Consider the following 18,696-nt stretch of genomic DNA (forward strand, 5'->3'; position numbering starts at 1 on the left):
AGGGTGGTGGAGTTGGGCGTTGGGGTTGCGAAGTCAGTTGCCGGGACGGTGTGGTCGGGTGCCCCGGGGTGAAGCCGGGTGCCGGGGTGGCGAAGTCGGGTCTGGGGCGGCGGAGTTGAAGGCCGGGGCGACGAAGTCGAGGTCCCGGGCGGCGGAGTCGAAACCCCGGCGGTGAAGGCCGAGGCCCGGGCGTCGATGGCGGCTGTCCGGGTGGCGAAGTCGACGGCCCGCACGGCGAGTTGACTGACCGTCATGAGGGTCAGCCGAAGGTCCGCCGAACGTCAGCTGGTGCGGCCCTTCGCGTCGAACTGCTTCATGCGGTCCAGTACCGAGTCCGCCGTCGGCTCGTAGACCTCGTCGACGATGCGGCCGTCCGCGAGGAAGACCACCCGGTCCGCGTAGGCCGCCGCCACCGGGTCGTGGGTCACCATGACCACCGTCTGCCCCAACTCCCGTACGGAGTTGCGGAGGAAACCCAGCACCTCGGCGCCGGAGCGCGAGTCGAGGTTTCCGGTCGGCTCGTCGCCGAAGATGATGTCGGGGCGGGAGGCCAACGCCCGTGCCACGGCGACGCGTTGCTGCTGGCCGCCGGAGAGCTGGGAGGGCCGGTGCTTCAGCCGGTCGGCGAGACCGATCATCGTGATCACCGAGTCCAGCCACTGCTTGTCCGGCTTGCGGCCCGCGATGTCCATCGGGAGCGTGATGTTCTCCAGGGCCGTCAGCGTCGGCAGCAGATTGAACGCCTGGAAGATGAAACCGATCTTGTCCCGGCGCAACTTCGTGAGCTGCTTGTCCTTCAGGGAGCCCAGCTCGGTGTCACCGATGCGCACGGAACCGGACGAGAACGTGTCCAGGCCGGCCACACAGTGCATCAGCGTGGACTTGCCGGACCCCGAGGGGCCCATGATCGCGGTGAACTCGGCCTGCCGGAAGGCGATCGAGACCCGGTCGAGGGCGACCACCTGGGTCTCGCCCTGTCCGTAGATCTTGGAAAGATCCGTGGCACGCGCGGCCACGGAGGTGGTCCGGTCGGCGATGGGGGTGGTGGTCACGGAGGGCGCTCCTGTCGGGACGACGGTATTGCTGGATACGCCACCCATCCTCTCGGCCCCATCGCGCCGTGTAGTCAGCCGCTGTTCCGGTTCCGGGGGCAGCCTTCAGTCGGACTGCGCTCAGCGGTGTCATACCTGGGGATGACGACCACCCCCGAGACGGCCCCCAGGACAACCTCTGGACCCGCCTCTGTGAACGATCACGTCAAGAACCGGTGGAGCACCCTCGTTCGGGCGGTGAAATTCCGTCATTCCGCATACGAGGCCCCAGATCGCACGCAAGGCTGTTGGCAAGTGCTGATGGCGCATTCCGTGGTCTGATGCACCCTCAGACATCAATAAAATAAGACAACATCGGTCCGCCTGCCCGCTGTTGGGGACGCGCGTCCCGATAGGCTCGTGACCTCGATGCGGAGCCCACGGCCTGCCCGGATGGTGGAATGCAGACACGGCGAGCTTAAACCTCGCTGCCCCTTCGCGGGCGTGCCGGTTCAAGTCCGGCTCCGGGCACCATCGCAGTTACTCGGCGTGACGCGCGGGAACAGTGAGTTGCCGCAGTGTCTCCTCGACAGTCCCCGCCACCCCCTTCCCGACCGTTGACAGGTGACCCGTGCGGTCGGAGACTTGAGGCGCACCGATCAGGTGAAGAGAATTTCACCAGGCGAACATACGTGACTGTCGCCCGCTCGAAGGGAACGTCCGATGCGTACCACCGTCGGCATCATCGGAGCCGGCCCCGCCGGGCTCCTCCTCGCCCGGCTGCTGCACAACGCCGGGATCGACTCCGTCGTGCTGGAGAGCCGGGACCGGGAGTACGTCGAGCACCGGCAGCGGGCCGGGATCCTGGAACAGGGCACGGTCGACGTGCTGCGGGCGGCCGGCGCCGGTGAGCGGATGGACCGGGAGGGACTGCGGCACGACGGGATCGAGCTGCGGTTCGACCGGAAGCGGCACCGGGTGGACTTCCCGGCCCTCACCGGCGGCCGTAGCGTCACGGTCTACGCGCAGACCGAGGTGTGCAAGGACCTGATCGCCCTTCAACTCGCCGACGGCGGGCCGCTGTTGTTCGAGGCGGAGGCCTTGGAGGTGGAGGGCGCGGACACCGACCACCCCCGCGTCCGCTTCCGGCACGCGGGCCGCGAGGACGTCCTCGACTGCGACTACGTCGTCGGGTGCGACGGCTTCTGGGGCGTCGCCCGCAACGCGATCCCCGCCGAACTGACCCGCGTCTTCGAGCGCTCGTACCCCTACGCCTGGCTCGGCATCCTCGCCGACGTCGCGCCCTCCCACGACGAGCTGGTCTACGCCCGCCACGAGCGCGGCTTCGCCCTCCTCTCCATGCGCTCCCCGTCCGTCTCCCGTCTCTACCTCCAGGTGGAGGAGGGCGCGGACGCGGAGGGCTGGAGCGACGACGACATCTGGGCCGAACTGGAGCGCCGGTTCGAGACGGAGGACGGCTGGAAGCTCGACCGCGGTCCCATCACCCAGAAGTCCGTCACCCCGATGCGTTCGTACGTCCACGAGCCCATGCGGTACGGGCGGCTCTTCCTCGCCGGGGACGCCGCGCACATCGTGCCGCCGACCGGGGCCAAGGGGCTCAACCTCGCCGTCGGCGACGTCGTCACCTTCGCGAGGGCGCTGACGTACAAGAAGGAGACGGGAAGCGAGGAACGGCTCGACGGGTACTCCGCGACCTGTCTGCGGCGGGTGTGGCAGGCCGAGCGGTTCTCCTACGACATGACGAGCCTCCTGCACCGCGCGCCCGACGCGACGGCCTTCGAGGGGCGGCTCCAGCTGGCCCGGCTGGAGCGGATCGCGACCTCGCGGGCGGCCGAGACGGATCTTGCCGAGGCGTACACCGGGTTCCCCCTGGACGAACGGGGGGACGGGCGGGGATAAGGGGGCTCCAAGAGGGGCGTCACGGCTTGGTACCAGTGTTCGCACGGCGTGCGATCCACCGCGTACCTTGTCAGGACGAGGGGAAGATCCTCCCCAAGAGGTAGGGTCAATCCTTTGCCTACCTATTACTCTTGAGCCCAAGGCCGCGCGAGGCGGCCATGGAGGAGTGAAATGAGGAGCAGAAACCCGGTCTTCTCGCGACGGGGGTTCAGCCGCGACAACGGCTACGCGGGCTTCAACACCGCGCCGCAGGCCGGGGGCCCCGCCGTGGGCACGCAGGGCAACCCCTACGCGGGCGGTAACCCGTACGCGCAGAACCCGTACGCCCAGCAGGACCTTCAGCAGGGTGCACCGCCGCAGGCCCCGGCCACCACCGGCCGGATGACCATGGACGACGTCGTCCTGCGTACCGGCACCACCCTCGGCACGCTGATCGTGACGGCCGCCCTCGCCTGGGCGCTGCTCCCGGTCGACGACGCCAACATCAACCGTTCGTACGGCATCGGCATCGGTGCCGCGCTGATCGCGATGGTCCTGGCGTTCGTCCAGTCCTTCAAGCGCAAGCCCGTCCCGGCGCTGATCCTGTCGTACGCCGCACTGGAAGGCGTCTTCCTCGGCGTTGTCTCCAGCGTCGTCGACAACCGCATCGCGAGCGGCGCGGCCATGCAGGCCGTGATCGGCACGATGGCGGTCTTCGCCGGCGTGCTCATCGCGTACCGCGCGGGCTGGATCCGCGTGAACCGCCGGTTCTACGGCTTCGTGATGGCGGCCGCGCTCGGCTTCGTGCTGCTGATGGTCGTGAACCTGCTGTTCGCGGTGTTCGGCGGCGGTGACGGCCTCGGCTTCCGCAGCGGCCCGCTCGGCATCTTCTTCGGCGTCGTCGGCATCATCCTCGGCGCGTGCTTCCTCGCCCTCGACTTCAAGCAGGTCGAGGACGGGATCGCCTACGGCGCGCCCAAGGAAGAGGCCTGGCTCGCGGCCTTCGGGCTCACGCTGACGCTGGTGTGGATCTACATGGAGTTCCTGCGACTCATCTCGATCCTGAACAGCAACAACTAGCGGCGGTACGGCGGTAGTTCCGCCCGCTTGCGCGAAAGGGCCCCGGGTTCGTTCCCGGGGCCCTTCGTCATGTTCGTGTCCGTGATGGGTCGGTCTGTGGTGCGCGCCTAGAGCAGTTTGCGCGCGGCCCTCCTCAGGTCGTACTCGTGAATGATCGCCTTGGCGTGGCCGTACGCGAGGTCGTGCTCGGCGCGGAGCCAGCTGACCTTCTCCTCGAAGCGGAAGAGGGCGGGGCCTTCGTCGACGGTGCGCAGCCAGTCGGACACTTCACGACCGGTGCAGTGGGGGATGCGGGCGAGCAGATTACGGTGGGTCTCCTGGGAGAACACTTGGGACATCGGCGCCTCCGGACGCATGGGGTGTAAGCCGGTCCTTCAGGTCACCGTGCCTGAGCGTTCGCCCGTTGGCAACAGTCCCGGTACGGCGCGTAGTCTCGCGGCGTGGTGGATACGACGCGGTTGACTCAAGCGGTGGATCACTTCGCGGACCGGCTTCGGGCTGCGCCGCAGAGTCGTTTGCAACGGGGTGCTGCCGGCGAGGCGTTGGGGCTGGCCAGGGAGTTTGCCCTGTGGGCGCAGCGGGTTGAGGATCCCTCGGGGGAGCCTCGGGAGATGCCGGACGCGGGGATGTTCGCCGCGGCTGATCAAATCACCGTGGCTGTGCATGACTTGGCGGTTGTCCTGGTGAGCGACGCCGAGGTCGAGCAGGCGCTCGGGCTGGTCGCGGAGGCGCAGAAGAGGGCGGGCGTCTGAGGTGCGTCGGCGGGTGCGGGTGCGTCGTGGCTGGTCGCGCAGTTCCCCGCGCCCCTGAAGATGCTGGCCCGCCGTCTGTGGCTTGCGGTCCGTCGTGGTTGGTCGCGCCCGCGCGGCGGAGCCGCAAATCGACACAGCCCCGCGCCTCTAAAAGAACACGGCTGGCCTGCGCTTTTAGTCTTTAGGGGCGCGGGGAACTGCGCGACCAGCCCCCACTCGCCCGCACTCGACGACGCACCCTGACGTCCCCGGATTCAAAGGGACGCTATGACCCTGTCCGCCAGGATGTACACGTTTTCCTCGCCGCACGCGAACGTGAGGGTGTAGGCGCCGGAGACTCCCGAGCCGCCCAGGAGGAACGGGGTTTCGCCGGCGTGGAGGGCTGCGGCGAGGCGTTCGGCGGTTTCGCGGTGGCCGGGGGTCATGCAGAGGGTGGTGCCGTCGGCGAAGACGTAGACGTCGAGGGTGCCCAGGGGGCCGGGGCGGACGTCGGCCAGTTCGACCGCCGACTCCGCGAGTTCCTCCAGCGTCGCCACCGTGCGTTCGTGGTCGTTCGCGACGGGTGACTGGGCCGGGACGAAGTCCGGGTGGGACGGGTGGCGGCGGCGGGCCGCGGCCAGTTCGGGGGACTCGCCGGCGAACTCGTCGGCGTCCGCGGAGAACTCGGTGACCGGCTCCAGCGGTTCGAGGCCCACGAAGTCGCTCTGGCGGGGCAGGAACAGCTCACTGTCGGGCAGACCCAGCAGGGTCGGCACCTCGGTGTCGCGGGACTCCTGGGCGGCCCAGAAGGCCCGTGCCTCGGCCAGTTCCCGTTCCCGCTCCTCGGCCAGCGCCTCGGCCACGGCGGCGCGTATCTCATCCGCGTCGGTGTGGTTGCGGGCGGCGGGCACGAGCGCCCGTACGGCGGCGGCCCGGCCCTCGGCCAGTTCGGTGTGCAGGGCTGCTACCTGGCGACGGAGCACCAAGAGGGTGCGCAGGACGGCGACGCCCACGGCGCCTGTGGCGGCCGTGGTGAGCAGCAAAGCGATCGGCATGGCGCTCACTGACGTACTCCCGGTTCAAAGTCGACCCCCGACTTCCTACATCAGCTTGAAGGGCGGACTAACCAGCTGTCAGTGCGTAACGTCACGAAACGGGCAGGACTTTGGGCCCGATGTTTGGTGGTGAAACGTGCCTGACCTGGGGAAATCCCTCTTCGAAGGGAGATAGGTCACATCCTGGGGGAGATTGGATCACAAATCGGCCCAGAACCCAGGTGGTTACTGGGTTCCGGGCCAAGAGGTGACGCAAAGTTCCCGCGCGATTACGGGGAGTTGGTCAGCTGAGGCGCTCGATGACCATCGCCATGCCCTGGCCGCCGCCGACGCACATCGTCTCCAGACCGAACTGCTTGTCGTGGAACTGGAGGGAGTTGATCAGCGTGCCGGTGATGCGGGCGCCGGTCATGCCGAAGGGGTGGCCCACGGCGATCGCGCCGCCGTTCACGTTCAGCTTCTCCAGCGGGATGTTCAGGTCGCGGTAGGACGGGATCACCTGGGCGGCGAACGCCTCGTTGATCTCGAACAGGTCGATGTCGTCGACGGTGAGACCGGCGCGACCGAGGGCCTGCTTCGACGCCTCGACCGGGCCGAGGCCCATGATCTCGGGGGAGAGGCCGGAGACGCCGGTCGACACGATCCGGGCCAGCGGGGTCAGGCCCAGCTCGCGGGCCTTCGTGTCGCTCATGATGACGACCGCCGCGGCGCCGTCGTTCAGCGGGCAGCAGTTGCCGGCCGTGACCAGGCCGTCGGGGCGGAACACCGGCTTCAGGCCGGAGACGCCCTCCAGGGTGACGCCGGCGCGCGGGCCGTCGTCCTTCGACACGACCGTGCCGTCGGGCAGCGTGACCGGGGTGATCTCGCGCTCCCAGAAGCCGTTCTTGATGGCTTCCTCGGCGAGGTTCTGCGAGCGGACGCCGAACTCGTCCATGTCCTGGCGGGTGACGCCCTTGATCCGGGCGAGGTTCTCCGCGGTCTGGCCCATCGCGATGTACGGGTCGGGGAGCAGGCCGTCCTCGCGCGGGTCGTGCCAGGTCGAGCCCTCGGACGTGGCGGTGGCGGCGGTGCGGGCCTGCGCCTCGTCGAAGATCGGGTTCGTGGTGCCGGGGATGCCGTCCGAGCTGCCCTTGGCGTAACGGGAGACCATCTCGACACCGGCCGAGATGAAGACGTCGCCCTCGCCGGCCTTGATGGCGTGCAGGGCCATGCGGCTCGTCTGCAGCGACGAGGAACAGTAACGGGTGATCGTGCAGCCCGGCAGGTGGTCCATGCCCATCTGTACGGCGACGATCCGGCCGAGGTTGTAGCCCTGCTCGCCGCCGGGGAGGCCGCAGCCGAGCATCAGGTCCTCGATGAGCTTCGGGTCCAGCTCGGGGATCTTCGCGAGGGCGGCCTGGATGATCGTGGCGGTGAGGTCGTCGGGGCGCAGGTCCTTGAGGGAGCCCTTGACGGCGCGGCCGATGGGGGAGCGGGCGGTCGAGACGATGACGGCTTCGGGCATCACGGCTCCATTGGCGTACGTACGGTGATGTGCGGGGCTTCTTGGGAAGTTACCCGTACGTATGGTCTGGGTCACGGGGATGACCGTGTGACCCTGACCGCAATTTCTAAGCGCTTGCTTGGCCCGCTGACCCTCCCAGGGGGCTCCGCCCTCTGCACCCCCGGGCCTATGCCCACCCACCACCCGCCTCGGTACGCCGAGAAGTCACCGAAACAGACGAGTGAACCGGCGAGGCCTCCTGCACCCGGCGCCTCTTCCGCCGCTTCAGCAACGCCCACGGCCCCCGCGGCCCGGTCGGCATCGCCGCCGTGACCTCCGTCCCCGCCTCCGAAGCCGCCTCCGCCGCCGCTCGCGCCACCGGCAGGAACCCCTCGCGGCGGGACGCGTCCGGGCGGTCCTCCTCGGCCGGCCAGAGGCCCAGGGCCGCGCACACGGTCGGCAGGACGGCCATGGCCGCCGTCGCGTACCCCTCCGCCGAGGGGTGGAAGTTGTCCGGGCCGAACAGCTCGCGCGGGTTCGCCGCGAACTCGGGGCCCAGCAGGTCGCCCAGCGACACCGTGCGCCCGCCCTGCTCGACCGTGCCGATCGTCTGGGCCGCCGCCAGCTGTCTGGACGCCCGGCGGGCCAGCCAGCGCAGCGGCTGCTGGACCTGCTCCACCGTCCCGAGGTCGGGACACGTGCCGACGACCACCTCGGCACCGGCCGTGCGCAGCCGTCGTACCGTCGCCGACAGGTGACGCACCGAGCGGGTCGGGTGCATGCGGTGGGTGACGTCGTTCGCGCCGATCATGATCACGCAGACGTCGGGCACCCGGGTGGTGTCCGCGAGGGCGAGCGCCACCTGGCGGTCCAGGTCGTCGGACTGGGCGCCGGGGAGGGCCACGTTGTGCAGCTCGACCGGGCGTTCCGAGACCGCCGCCAGGCCCGAGGCCAGCAGCGCGCCCGGGGTCTGGGCCGCCCGGTGCACACCCTGGCCCGCCGCCGTGGAGTCGCCGAGCATGGTCAGCCGGATCGGGGGTTCACCCGGGGTGTCGTAGACATGTCCGTACCGGCCGTCCGCGCTCGGCACATGGTTGCTGCCCGGCGCATGGCCGTTGCCCACATGGCGCTTCACGAAGCGGACCTCGGCCAGCACCAGCCCGATCGCCGCCGCGCCCACCAGTCCGACCCCGCCACCGCCGTACGCCGCACCGGCCGCGATCCGCCGGGCCACCCGCGCCCTCGACATCCTCGTCATACGCCGCCGCCACCTCCTCTAAGCCGTCATCCACTCCTTGCCCCGAACAGCACGTCGCCCAATCTCAACAGGCGGTGAACGTGGATTTCGGGTGCCCCGGGGTCCGCCCGGCGGATCCTGCCGCGGGCGAGGGTTCCGGCACGCGCTCCCCACGGTCGTCAAGGCGCCGACGTGCCCTCCGCCTTGCGGCCGCACGCACCGGACCCCGCTCACCGGTACCCGCCGGCCCCGCGGATTCCCTGCGTACCGACCCCCCGAACGGGCCTTACGCTGACAGGACCATTCACGACACTTCTTTGCAGCAACCGGAGACAACGGTGCAATTCCACGACTCGATGATCAGCCTCGTCGGCAACACCCCGCTGCTGAGGCTCAACAGCGTGACCGCGGGCATCCAGGCGACCGTGCTCGCCAAGGTGGAGTACTTCAACCCCGGCGGATCCGTGAAGGACCGCATCGCGCTGCGCATGATCGAGGCGGCCGAGAAGAGCGGGGAGCTTCAGCCCGGCGGCACCATCGTCGAGCCGACCAGCGGCAACACCGGCGTCGGCCTGGCCATCGTCGCCCAGCAGAAGGGGTACCACTGCATCTTCGTGTGCCCCGACAAGGTGTCCACGGACAAGATCAACGTGCTGCGCGCGTACGGCGCCGAAGTGGTCGTGTGCCCGACCGCCGTCGACCCCGAGCACCCGGACTCGTACTACAACGTCTCCGACCGCCTGGTCCGCGAGACGCCGGGCGCCTGGAAGCCCGACCAGTACTCCAACCCGAACAACCCCCTCTCCCACTACCACTCGACCGGCCCCGAGCTCTGGGAGCAGACCGAGGGGAAGATCACCCACTTCGTCGCGGGTGTGGGCACGGGCGGCACCATCTCCGGCACCGGGCGCTACCTCAAGGACGCCAGCGAGGGCCGGGTGCAGGTCGTCGGCGCCGACCCCGAGGGGTCCGTGTACTCCGGCGGCTCCGGGCGGCCGTACCTCGTCGAGGGTGTCGGTGAGGACTTCTGGCCGACCGCCTACGACCGGACCGTCGCCGACGAGATCGTCCCCGTGTCCGACAAGGACTCCTTCCAGATGACCCGCCGGCTGGCCAAGGAGGAGGGGCTGCTCGTCGGTGGCTCCTGTGGCATGGCCGTCGTCGCCGCGCTGCGGGTCGCCGAGCGGCTCGGGCCGGACGACGTGGTCGTAGTCCTCCTCCCCGACAGCGGGCGCGGCTACCTCTCGAAGATCTTCAACGACGAGTGGATGGCCGACTACGGCTTCCTGGAGGACGAGGGGCCCAGCGCCCGCGTCGCCGATGTCCTCAACGACAAGGTGCACGGCGCCATCCCGTCCCTCGTGCACATGCACCCGGAGGAGTCGGTCGGCGAGGCCATCGAGGTGCTGCGCGAGTACGGCGTCTCGCAGATGCCGATCGTGAAGCCGGGCGCCGGTCACCCGGACGTCATGGCGGCGGAGGTCGTCGGCTCGGTCGTCGAGCGGGAGCTGCTGGACGCGCTGTTCACCCAGCGCGCCTCGCTGACCGACCCGCTGGAGAAGCACATGTCGGCCCCGCTGCCGCAGGTCGGTTCCGGTGAGCCGGTGGGTGACCTGATGACCGTGCTGGGCGCCGCCGACGCCGCGATCGTCCTCGTCGAGGGCAAGCCGACCGGTGTCATCAGCCGGCAGGACCTGCTGTCCTTCCTCGCCAAGGGCGGGAAGCAGTAGCAAACGTCCGGTGAACGGGCCGTGCCGACGGCGACTTTGCGGTTGCCCACCGAAACGGTGGACTTCGCGGAAGTGGTACGAGGGCGTCACGTCCACGCAGCACACGCTTAACAAGCGTCGGGCAGATTAGTGGGTGTCGGCAGGGCGGGAGCGGCTCCCCGCCTCGCCGACACAAAAACGGCGTCACGGACCTCCGGAGCGGCTCCCGGACCTCCACCGACGCCTAGGACGCGCACGCCCGGCCCTGACCCGGCACGCGTCCCTCGCGGGGACCGCCGTCGTCCCGCCCTCCCGGCAACGGGGGGTGCGGCGGTCCCCGCGCATAGCTTTTCTACGGCCCTGTAGTGGCCCAACTCCCCAGCAGCGCAAGGCGCTCCGCCGTCTCCGAACCCGGCTCCGGCGTGTAGACCACGATCGTCTGCGCCAACTCCCCTGGTACCACCAGTGTTTCGTACGGCAGGGTCAGCAGGCCCGCGACCGGGTGCCGGACGCGCTTCACACCGTAGGCGCACTCCTTGACCTCGTGGTCGGCCCACAGGCGGCGGAAGTCCTCGCTGCGGACGGAGAGTTCGCCGACGAGCGCGCTCAGCTCCGGGTCGTCGCCGTCGCGGCCGGAGGTCACCCGCAGGTTGGCGACGGCCTGCGCGGCGACCGCGGTCCAGTCGGGATAGAGGTCGCGCGAGGCCGGGTCGAGGAAGACGTGGCGGGGGATGTTGCGCACGGCCGGGGGCATGCGGCTGAAGCCGCTCAGCGCGTCGGCGAGCGTGTTCCACGCCAGCACGTCCATCCGCGGGCCCAGTACGAACGCCGGCATGCGGTCCATGCCGTCCAGCAGCACCTGGACACCGGGGCGGACCGCGGGCGCGGGCGTCCGGTCCTTCTTCCCGCGCCGGGGGCGGGCCACCGTACGCAGGTAGGCGTGTTCCGTGTCGTCCATGCGCAGGACGCGGGCGATCGCGTCGAGCACCGCGTCCGAGACGCTGGGTCCGCGGCCCTGTTCGAGCCGGATGTAGTAGTCGACGCTCACCCCGGCCAGTTGCGCCACCTCCTCGCGGCGCAGCCCGGGGACGCGACGGCGTCCGTGCGAGGCCAGCCCCACCTCCTCGGGCTGGATACGAGCACGGCGTGAGCGCAGGAAGTCTCCGATGTCCCCGTCCATGGGTTCGATGCTAGGCCGTCCGCCGGTTTCCAACCTGGTACTGCCAGACCCAGGAAAAACGCATCCCTGGGTAGCCCCCTCGCGCCGGACCAGTGTGGTGGGTGTCGCCGGGGAACCGCCCCGGTGGCCACCTCACCGAGGAGCACCTCATGTCGTACGAGAATCTGGCCGGCCGTACCGCCGTCGTCACCGGGGCCGCCAGCGGGATCGGTCAGGCGACCGCCGTTCAACTGGCCGCGAACGGGGCGCGGGTGGCGCTGCTGGCCCGGCGCGGGGAGCGGCTGGAGGCGATCGTCGGGAAGATCCGGGCCGACGGGGGACAGGCCCTCGCGGTGGTCGCCGATGTCACCGACGACGCGTCCGTGGAGGCGGCGGCCGCGCGCGTCCACGACACGTACGGGACCGTCGACCTGGTCGTGAACGCCGCCGGTGTCATGCTGCCGAACCCCGTCGACGACGGGCGGATCGACGAGTGGCGGCGGATGCTCGACACCAACGTGACCGGAGTGCTGCGGGTGATCCGTGCCTTCACCGGGGACCTGGTGTCCGCGGCCGGGGAAGGCCGTACCGCTGACCTGGTCAACATCTCGTCCATCGGCGCGCACGTCACGTTCCCCGCCTACGCCGTCTACGGCGCCACCAAGGCCGCCGTCACCTACATCTCCCAGTCGCTGCGCTCCGAGTTCGGACCCCGTGACGTGCGGGTCACCAACATCGAGCCCGGACTGACCGACACCGAGCTGGGGACGCACGTCGACAGCGCCGAGATGACCGCCCAACTGGACCAGCTGTTCGGGGCGTTGGGCGGACTGGCCCCCGAGGAGGTCGCCGACGTAGTGGCCTACGCGGCGAGCCGCGCCCGGCACGTCAACCTGCGGCAGATCGTGGTGCTGCCGACCCGCCAGGCGTGACCGGGACGGTCAGTCCTCCCACGCGTCGTCTGAGGACTGGGAGGACTTGTGGCGCCGGCTGCCGAAGAGCCCGGGGTTGGTGCGGGCGGCCTGGACGGCGTTGACGCCGACGATGCCCGCCCAGGCCACCAGCAGGCCGGGGAGGTGGGCGATGCCGCCGCCGATCGCGGACAGCGGGATCGCCAGGACCATCGAGACGATGCCGAAACCGAAGCGTTCGCCCCAGGAGTCGGTGGCGGCCTTCGGCCCGCGGGAACCGCGCGCGACCACCATCTGCTGCTCGGCCATCTGCCGGCGCACCCGGCGCTCCACCGCGCCGTCGATACGCTGGTCGACCTTCTCCAGGAACGAGTCGACCAGCGCCGACTCGTACTCGTCGCCGAGTTCCCTGCGCGCCTGCAGGGTGGCGTTGAGTTCCTTCTTGAGTTCGACGTCGTTCGCATCCATTCCCGTCATGCGACTCAGATTAGGGAGCCGCCGCGCCCGCTGCACTGGGGATAGCCCCCCTGTTGGACGTCGGGTTCACCGGGAGCACCCCGAGCGACTCCAGCACCCGGCGATGACCACCGTGCTCGACGCCCGTGATGCTGACCTCGATACCCCGGTCGCGCAGCTCACCGACCGCGTCCCTCAGCGCGAGCGCACCCGTCGCGTCGACCGCTGTCAGCCCCGACAGCCGTAGGTCCACGGCCGTCACGTCCTGGACGTCGGCGAGGCTGCGGCGGAAGCGGTGGGCGGCGGCGAAGAGGAGCGGGCCGTCGAAACGGTAGGTCACCGTGCCTGCGGGGGCGGGGAGTTCGTCGGTCGTGGCCGGGGTGAGGCGGGTGCCGCGCATCGCCGCGCGCAGGGCGAGCAGGACCGAGACGCCGAGGCCGATCAGCACCGCGCGCACCAGGTCGAGCGCGAGGGTGCCGGCCGCGGTGAGGACCAGGACCAGGGCGTCGCCGTGCGTCGAGCGGGCCATCGCGCGGACCGCGTCCGTCTCCACCATGCGGATCGCCGTCGCCAGCAGTACTCCGGCCAGCGCGGCCAGCGGGATACGGCCCACCAGCGGCGCCGCGACCGCGACGATCCCGGCGAGGATCACGGCGTGCGCGAGCGCGGCCAGGCGGGAGGTGGCGCCGGTGCGGACATTGACGGCGGTGCGGGCGATGGCACCCGTCGCCGGGACACCGCCGAAGAGCGGGGCCGCGAGGTTGGCGATGCCCTGGCCGAAGAGTTCCTTGCCGGGGTCGTGGCGCTCACCGGGGCGCATCGCGTCCGCGACCGAGGCGGACAGGAGGGATTCCAGGGCGGCCAGTGCCGCCACCGCCGCCGCGGGGAGGAGGAGGGACGGGACCCGGGAGACGTCCAGGAAGGCGAGGGACGGGGCCGGGATCGAGGCCGGGAGCGTGCCCAGGCGGGTGACGTGCAGGTGCAGCGCCTCCGAGACGACCGTCGCCACCGCAACTGCCGCCAGGGAGAAGGGAATTGTCGGCTTCCAGCGCGCCCCGGCCAGCATCAGCGCCGCCGAACCGAGGGCCAGCAGCAGCGCGGCCCAGTGCGGGGTCGCGTCGAACTCCTCCGCCGCCCGGGCCGCGACCACCGCGACCTGGTCACCGCTCGGGGTGGGCACGCCCAGCGCCGACGGCACCTGCTGGAGTCCGATCACACACGCGATGCCGATCGTGAAACCGGCGATCACGGGTGCGGGGACGTACGCCATCGCCGCCCCCGCGCGGGCGAAGGCGAGCACGAGGAGCATGAAGCCGGAGATCAGACCGACCGTCAGGACGCCGTTCGCGCCGTACTCGTGGACGATCGGGACGAGGACGACGGTCATCGCGCCGGTCGGCCCGCTGACCTGGCGCGCGGAGCCGCCGAACAGCGCGGCGAGCGAGCCCGCGACGATCGCGGTGATCAGGCCGGAGGCCGCGCCGAGACCGGACGTGACCCCGAAACCGAGGGCCAGGGGGAGGGCCACGACGGCGACCGTGAGGCCGCACAGGAGGTCCCGGCGCGGGGCGCGGGTCATGGTGCGGAAGTCGGCGGGGGAGGGCAGGACGGAGAGCACGCCGTTCATGTTCATGAGCTTCTTCGCGTCAGGAGCGTGGGGGGTGAAGTGGGCTTGCCGCAGCGGGAGTTCGGGCTACGGCAGCAGGGTCACGAGGCCCGTGTCGAGGTCGAAGCGGGCCGCGACGACATGCGCGGAGGTGAAGGCGGGGTCGGCGCGGATCGCGTCCCGGACCCAGGCCGTGTGGGCCCGCATGGTGTGTTCGGCCCAGTCGCCGGGCAGGGCGCGGGTGCGGCGCGCGGCGGGGCTGATCTCGTCGACCAGGAGCGCGAGATGGCCGGGGACGGGGGCGCCGGTCTCCAGGTGCGCGAGGGTCGCCGCCACCGCGCCGCAGCGCTCGTGACCGAGCACCAGCACCAGGGAGATGTGCAGTTCCTCCACCCCGTACTGGATGGACGCGAGCACCGCCTCGTCCAGGACCTCGCCGGCCGTCCTTATGCACAACAGGTCGCCGAGGCCCTGGTCGAAGACCAGCTCCGGCGGCACCCGGGAGTCGATGCAGCCGACGATCACCGCGAACGGGTGCTGTGCGCCGGCCAGTTGGCGGCGCAGCCGGCGGCTCTCGTCCGGGTGGCGGGAGTGGTCGGTGGCGTAGCGGCGGTTGCCGTCCAGGAGTTCGGCGAGCGCGGCGGGGGCGGTGGTTGGGTGGGGCTGTGGGCCGACGGCGGCGGTGGCGGTCGTAGGGGCGGTGGCCAGCGCGCCGACGGCGGTGGCCGTCAGAAAGGCCCTGCGGTTCGAGGCCATGCGTTTCCTCAGGTGGTGAGCGTGAAATCACCCTACGCATGCGATCAGTTACCGAGAGTGCCGGTTTAACGACACTTGACTGATCCCTCGTCAGATCATCAGCGTGCCATTACTTCGTGATGCCGTGCTGCTTCGCGTACGTGTTCGCCACGTCCTCCGGGTCCTTCTTGTCCTTGTCCACCTGGCGGTTCAGCTCGGTGAGCTGGGCCGTGGTGAGGAGGTTGCCGAGCCGCGCGAGCGCCTTGCGGACCGTCGGGTCGGCCACGCGGTCGGCGATGAGCGGGACGATGTGCTGACTGGGGATCAGGGTCTTGGGGTCGGTCAGGACCACCCAGTCGTTGGCCTTGATGTCGGTGTCGGTGGTGAACAGGTTCGCCACGTCCACATCGCCCTTCTTCAGCGCGCCCTTCACCAACGGCCCGTCGGAATCAAGGGACTTGAACTCCTTGAACTCCACGCCGTACACGTCCTTCAGTCCAACGACGCCCACCTGACGGGTCTTCACCTCGGCGGAGGCGCCGATGGTCAGCTTGCCGTTGTGCTTCGCCAGGTCGGCCAGCGAGGTCAGGCCGTACTTCCTGGCGGTCGCGCGGGTGACGACGAAGCAGTCCGCGTCCTCGGCGATGCCGTACGGCAGGACCTGGAGGCCGGAGGGGAGGGCGAGGGTGAGGGCGTTCTGCATCTCGCCCGCCTCCGCGACCTTGGACTTGGGCTGGAGGTAGGTGAGCAGGGAGCCCTGGTACTCGGGGAGGAGGTCGATGTCGCCGCTCTTGAGGGCGGGGAAGACGATCTCGCGGGTGCCGAGGTTGGGGCGGACCTTGACCTTCACGCCGGCCGCTTCGAGGGCGGCGGCGTAGAGGTAGCCGAGGACCTGGTTCTCGGTGAAGTTGGCGGTGCCGATGGTGACGCCGTTCTTGCTGGAGGCGCTGCCACCGCCCGCCGAGCCACCGCCGTCGAGCGAGGTGACACCGCTGGAGCAGGCGGACAGGACGGGCACGGCGACGGCCGTTCCGGCGAGGGCGCCGAGGAGGGTGCGACGGTTCATTTCGGGTTCCCTGGTCGGGTCGGGTGAAGTCTGTAGTGCCCCGAGGGGCAGCGCGCCCTGAAGGGGCGCGGGGCCGTGCCGATGTCCGGCCACCGCCGCGTGGGCGCGACCAGCCACGACGAAGCCGCAGACGATCGACGGCATATCGAGCGAAGGGCTCACGCCGTGCGATGACGGAAGAGGAAGCGCTGAAGCCCGGAGAGACCGAGGTCCAGCACGATGGCGACAACGGCAACAAGCACCGCCCCGCCCAGCACTTGCACAAGATCCCGCTGGGCGAGTCCGTCGAAGACGAAGCGGCCGAGGCCCCCGAAGGAGACGTACGCGGCGACGGTGGCCGTGGAGACCACCTGGATGAGCGCGAGCCGCAGGCCGGTCATGATCAGGGGAAGCGCGAGGGGCAACTCGACCTGGAAGAGGACCTGGTGGCCGCGCATGCCCTGGCCGCGTGCCGCGTCCTTCACGTCCGGATCCACGGCCGTCATCCCGGCGTAGGTGTTCGTCACGATCGACGGGACCGCGAGGGCGACCAGCGCGATGTACACCGGCCACATCGACAGGCCGCTGGCCAGGAAGACGAGGACGACCAGGCCGACGGTCGGCAGCGCGCGGCCGAAGGAGGCGAGGTTGATCGCGAGGAACGCGCCCTTGCCGGTGTGGCCGATCAGCAGACCGAGCGGGAGGCCGATCGCGGCCGCGATGAGGGTCGCGAGGAGCGAGTACTGGAGGTGCTCGGCGAGGCGGTGCGCGATGCCGTCCGAACCGGCCCACTGGGAGCCGCTGGTCAGCCACTTGCCGAGGTTCTTGAAGAGTTCGAACATCAGGCTCGCCGCCTCTTCCACGGGGTGAGTACGTACTGGAGGGCGACCAGGGCCGCGTCCGCGACCACGGCGAGCAGCAGGGTGAGGACCACGCCCACGATCACCGGGGTCGGGAAGTCGCGCTGGAAGCCGTCGGTGAAGAGCTGGCCGAGGCCGCCGTCGCCGATGTAGGTCGCGACCGAGACGAGCGAGATCGACATGACCGTGGCGATACGGACGCCGGCCATGATCACCGGGAGCGCGAGGGGGAGTTCGACGGTGAGGAGCGTGCGCAGGGGGCGCGAGCCCATCGCCTTCGCGGCCTCCTTCGTCTTCGCGGGGACCGAGTCGAGGCCCTCGACCGTGTTCCGCAGCAGCACGACCAGCGTGTAGACCGTCAGGCCGATGACCGTGGTCGTGCGGGTGAGGCCGCTGATCGGGAGCAGGAGCACGAAGATCGCGATCGACGGGATCGTGAAGAGGACGTTCGACAGGCCGAGCAGGAAGCCCCGGAGCGGGCGGACGCGGTGGGCCACGACCGCCAGCGGGAGCGAGATCAGCAGGCCGAGGAAGACGGCGGTCATCGCGGCCTGGAGATGCGAGAACGTGAGGCTGGTGAGGTCGTCGGTGTGGTCGCCTATCCACGACCAGTCGATGGTCATGCGGCGGCCGCCTCGGTCTCCGTGTGCGTCCGCGCGTCTGCGTGCGCCTGGCCCGCGTGGGTGTGGATGTCGTCGCGGGAGGAGACGCCGGTGAGGACGCCGTCCGCGTCGACGCGGGCGATCAGGCCGTTCGGGGAGGCGACGGACTCGTTGAGGGCGGCGAGGAGGGAATCGCCGTCCTTGAGCGGTCGTACGGGGATCTCGGCGTCCTGCGCGGCCCAGTGCAGGGGCTTGCGCGCCTCGTCGAGGACGAGAGTCCAGGCGGTGCCCTCGGGGGCCGGACCCTGCGGGACCTCGGCGAGGGTCGTCAGGGAGAGCAGCTTGAGGCCGCGTTCGGCGCCGAGGAAGTCGGCGACGAAGTCGTCGGCCGGGCGGGCGAGGAGTTCGGCGGGGGCCGCGCACTGGACGAGGTGACCGCCGGTGCGGAAGATCGCGATGCGGTCGCCGAGCCGTACGGCCTCGTCGATGTCGTGCGTGACGAAGACGATGGTCTTGTTCAACTCCTTCTGCAGGCGCAGGAGTTCGTCCTGGAGCTGGGTGCGGACCACCGGGTCCACGGCACCGAAGGGCTCGTCCATCAGGAGCACCGGCGGGTCGGCGGCGAGCGCGCGGGCCACGCCGACGCGCTGCTGCTGGCCGCCGGAGAGCTGGTGCGGGTAGCGCTTGCCGGCGTCGGCGGCGAGCCCGACGGTCTCCAGCAGTTGGGCCGCGCGGGCCCGCGCCTTCTTCCGTCCGTGGCCCAGGAGCAGCGGCACGGTGGCGATGTTGTCCAGCACCGTGCGGTGCGGGAAGAGCCCCGACTGTTGGATGACGTACCCGATGGAACGGCGCAGTTCGGCCGCGTCCTGCTGGGTGACGTCCTTGCCGCCGACCTTGATGACGCCCGAGGTCGGGTCGATCATCCGGTTGATCATCCGAAGGGTGGTCGTCTTGCCGCAACCGGAGGAACCGACCAGTACGGTGACCCCGCCTTCCGGCATCTCCAGGGAGAGGTCGTGAACTGCTGTCGTGCCGTTGGGGAAGCGTTTGTGGACCGCGTCGAACTGGATCATGAGTTGTCCCTTGCCCGGCTGTAT

The 18,696-nt window shown here is 70.3% G+C and carries 18 protein-coding genes and 1 tRNA gene; 6 read left to right on the top strand and 13 right to left on the bottom strand.

Going from position 1 to position 18,696, the window contains the following annotated elements; all coding sequences use genetic code 11:
* Positions 1-281: 281 nt before the first annotated feature.
* The gene (locus tag OG504_RS31580) at positions 282-1,052 is read right to left on the bottom strand and encodes an ABC transporter ATP-binding protein (protein ID WP_384286947.1); all 771 of its coding nucleotides are present in this window, start codon (positions 1,050-1,052) and stop codon (positions 282-284) included.
* Between the two features lie 426 nt (positions 1,053-1,478).
* On the opposite strand from OG504_RS31580, the gene OG504_RS31585 reads away from it, so the two are divergent.
* The 3 genes from OG504_RS31585 (at position 1,479) to OG504_RS31595 (ending at position 4,010) form a co-directional block, all read left to right on the top strand.
* Positions 1,479-1,565: transfer RNA gene (locus OG504_RS31585), tRNA-Leu, on the top strand.
* Positions 1,566-1,754: 189 nt separating this feature from the next.
* The gene (locus tag OG504_RS31590; protein ID WP_405992841.1) at positions 1,755-2,951 is read left to right on the top strand and encodes a 4-hydroxybenzoate 3-monooxygenase; all 1,197 of its coding nucleotides are present in this window, start codon (positions 1,755-1,757) and stop codon (positions 2,949-2,951) included.
* 171 nt (positions 2,952-3,122) lie between these two features.
* Complete coding sequence (locus tag OG504_RS31595) at positions 3,123-4,010, top strand: Bax inhibitor-1/YccA family protein (protein ID WP_393751946.1); 888 nt, start codon at positions 3,123-3,125, stop codon at positions 4,008-4,010.
* 107 nt (positions 4,011-4,117) lie between these two features.
* On the opposite strand, the gene OG504_RS31600 is transcribed toward OG504_RS31595, so the two are convergent.
* Complete coding sequence (locus OG504_RS31600; RefSeq protein ID WP_026178224.1) at positions 4,118-4,348, bottom strand: DUF4287 domain-containing protein; 231 nt, start codon at positions 4,346-4,348, stop codon at positions 4,118-4,120.
* Between the two features lie 102 nt (positions 4,349-4,450).
* On the opposite strand from OG504_RS31600, the gene OG504_RS31605 reads away from it, so the two are divergent.
* Entirely contained in the window at positions 4,451-4,762 is a 312-nt protein-coding gene (locus tag OG504_RS31605; RefSeq protein ID WP_405992842.1) for a hypothetical protein, read from the top strand.
* A 254-nt stretch (positions 4,763-5,016) separates the two neighbouring features.
* On the opposite strand, the gene OG504_RS31610 is transcribed toward OG504_RS31605, so the two are convergent.
* The 3 genes from OG504_RS31610 to OG504_RS31620 all read right to left on the bottom strand — a co-directional run bounded on the left by OG504_RS31610 (position 5,017) and on the right by OG504_RS31620 (position 8,537).
* Complete coding sequence (locus tag OG504_RS31610; RefSeq protein WP_405992843.1) at positions 5,017-5,805, bottom strand: hypothetical protein; 789 nt, start codon at positions 5,803-5,805, stop codon at positions 5,017-5,019.
* 274 nt (positions 5,806-6,079) lie between these two features.
* On the bottom strand, positions 6,080-7,300 hold the full coding sequence (locus tag OG504_RS31615; protein WP_405992844.1) for an acetyl-CoA C-acetyltransferase: 1,221 nt from the start codon (positions 7,298-7,300) through the stop codon (positions 6,080-6,082).
* Between the two features lie 166 nt (positions 7,301-7,466).
* Positions 7,467-8,537: an SGNH/GDSL hydrolase family protein gene (locus tag OG504_RS31620; protein WP_405992845.1), complete on the bottom strand. Its 1,071-nt coding sequence runs from the start codon at positions 8,535-8,537 to the stop codon at positions 7,467-7,469.
* Between the two features lie 317 nt (positions 8,538-8,854).
* Here OG504_RS31620 and OG504_RS31625 point away from each other — a divergent pair, with 317 nt between their 5' ends.
* Positions 8,855-10,246: a cystathionine beta-synthase gene (locus tag OG504_RS31625; protein ID WP_405992846.1), complete on the top strand. Its 1,392-nt coding sequence runs from the start codon at positions 8,855-8,857 to the stop codon at positions 10,244-10,246.
* Positions 10,247-10,577: 331 nt separating this feature from the next.
* Here OG504_RS31625 and OG504_RS31630 read toward each other — a convergent pair whose 3' ends face one another.
* Positions 10,578-11,405, bottom strand: coding sequence for a helix-turn-helix transcriptional regulator (locus OG504_RS31630; RefSeq protein ID WP_405992847.1), 828 nt, complete (start codon positions 11,403-11,405; stop codon positions 10,578-10,580).
* A gap of 149 nt (positions 11,406-11,554) precedes the next feature.
* Between OG504_RS31630 and OG504_RS31635 the strand changes: the two genes are divergently transcribed.
* Positions 11,555-12,316, top strand: a complete 762-nt coding sequence (locus OG504_RS31635) for an SDR family oxidoreductase (protein ID WP_405992848.1) — start codon at positions 11,555-11,557, stop codon at positions 12,314-12,316.
* A gap of 9 nt (positions 12,317-12,325) precedes the next feature.
* On the opposite strand, the gene OG504_RS31640 is transcribed toward OG504_RS31635, so the two are convergent.
* The 7 genes from OG504_RS31640 to OG504_RS31670 all read right to left on the bottom strand — a co-directional run bounded on the left by OG504_RS31640 (position 12,326) and on the right by OG504_RS31670 (position 18,672).
* The gene (locus OG504_RS31640) at positions 12,326-12,763 is read right to left on the bottom strand and encodes a hypothetical protein (protein WP_405996477.1); all 438 of its coding nucleotides are present in this window, start codon (positions 12,761-12,763) and stop codon (positions 12,326-12,328) included.
* A 19-nt stretch (positions 12,764-12,782) separates the two neighbouring features.
* On the bottom strand, positions 12,783-14,384 hold the full coding sequence (locus tag OG504_RS31645; RefSeq protein ID WP_405992849.1) for a SulP family inorganic anion transporter: 1,602 nt from the start codon (positions 14,382-14,384) through the stop codon (positions 12,783-12,785).
* A 60-nt stretch (positions 14,385-14,444) separates the two neighbouring features.
* Positions 14,445-15,113 carry a carbonic anhydrase gene (locus OG504_RS31650; protein WP_405992850.1) on the bottom strand — a complete coding sequence of 223 codons (669 nt, stop codon included), beginning with the start codon at positions 15,111-15,113 and terminating at the stop codon, positions 14,445-14,447.
* 109 nt (positions 15,114-15,222) lie between these two features.
* The gene (locus OG504_RS31655; protein ID WP_405992851.1) at positions 15,223-16,158 is read right to left on the bottom strand and encodes an ABC transporter substrate-binding protein; all 936 of its coding nucleotides are present in this window, start codon (positions 16,156-16,158) and stop codon (positions 15,223-15,225) included.
* Between the two features lie 158 nt (positions 16,159-16,316).
* Positions 16,317-16,979 carry an ABC transporter permease gene (locus OG504_RS31660; RefSeq protein ID WP_033284358.1) on the bottom strand — a complete coding sequence of 221 codons (663 nt, stop codon included), beginning with the start codon at positions 16,977-16,979 and terminating at the stop codon, positions 16,317-16,319.
* Entirely contained in the window at positions 16,979-17,620 is a 642-nt protein-coding gene (locus tag OG504_RS31665) for an ABC transporter permease (RefSeq protein WP_405992852.1), read from the bottom strand. Before OG504_RS31665 ends, OG504_RS31660 begins: the two co-directional genes overlap by 1 nt.
* Complete coding sequence (locus OG504_RS31670; RefSeq protein WP_405992853.1) at positions 17,617-18,672, bottom strand: ABC transporter ATP-binding protein; 1,056 nt, start codon at positions 18,670-18,672, stop codon at positions 17,617-17,619. Before OG504_RS31670 ends, OG504_RS31665 begins: the two co-directional genes overlap by 4 nt.
* Positions 18,673-18,696 lie beyond the last annotated feature (24 nt).

Origin of the sequence: Streptomyces sp. NBC_00986 (assembly GCF_045162565.1) — a bacterium.
In the GTDB taxonomy this organism is placed as follows: domain Bacteria; phylum Actinomycetota; class Actinomycetes; order Streptomycetales; family Streptomycetaceae; genus Streptomyces.